General features: G+C 62.8%; 1 protein-coding gene and 1 pseudogene. Both read left to right on the forward strand.

The window, feature by feature from the left end; all coding sequences use genetic code 11:
* Positions 1-99, forward strand: a pseudogene (locus ACLNEE_RS16810) (phycocyanin subunit beta); the annotation flags it as partial.
* Between the two features lie 71 nt (positions 100-170).
* A complete protein-coding gene (gene cpcA, locus ACLNEE_RS16815; protein WP_411424972.1) occupies positions 171-659 on the forward strand; it encodes a phycocyanin subunit alpha in 489 nt (162 codons plus the stop codon).
* The last annotated feature ends 62 nt before the right edge of the window (positions 660-721 follow it).

Raw genomic sequence — 721 nt, forward strand, 5'->3', positions numbered from 1 at the left:
ATCGCCAACGACCGCAACGGCATCACCCCCGGTGACTGCTCCGCCCTCATGAGCGAAGTCGGCACCTACTTCGACCGCGCTGCCGCCGCTGTCGGCTGATCGGCCTGATCACTGGATCTCTTCTCTGATCACTCTCTGATCATCGGTTCAACCTTCCTCTTTCTCCACCCATGAAGACCCCCCTCACCGAGGCCGTCGCAGCCGCTGATTCCCAGGGCCGCTTTCTCTCCAACACCGAGCTGAATGCCGCCTTCGGTCGCTTCGAGCGCGCCAAAAACGCTCTCGAGGCCGCCAAGGTCCTCACCGCCAAGGCCGATGAACTCGTGAACGGCGCCGCCCAGGCCGTTTACAACAAGTTCCCCTACACCACCCAGATGCAGGGCACCAACTACGCCTCCGACTCCCGCGGCAAGGCCAAGTGCGCCCGTGACATCGGCTACTACCTCCGCATGGTCACCTACTGCCTCGTGGCTGGTGGCACCGGACCCATGGATGAGTACCTGATCGCCGGTCTCGACGAGATCAACCGCGCCTTCGAACTCTCCCCCTCCTGGTACGTCGAGGCCCTCTCCTACATCAAGGCCAACCACGGCATCTCCGGCGACCCCGGTGTCATCGCCAACAACTACATCGACTACGCCATCGCCGCCCTCGTCTGAAATCCCTCCTCAAGGGTTCTTACCTCGGCTCCTCTGGCCCCCGCTCGGGGGCCTTTTTCATG

It is taken from the genome of Aphanothece stagnina RSMan2012, assembly GCF_046764815.1.
GTDB lineage: Bacteria > Cyanobacteriota > Cyanobacteriia > PCC-6307 > Cyanobiaceae > NIES-981.

Coding starts and splice junctions, on each gene's coding strand:
- cpcA (WP_411424972.1), top strand. CDS start 171: ATGAAGACCCCCCTCACCGAGGCCGTCGCAGCCGCTGATTCCCAGGGC.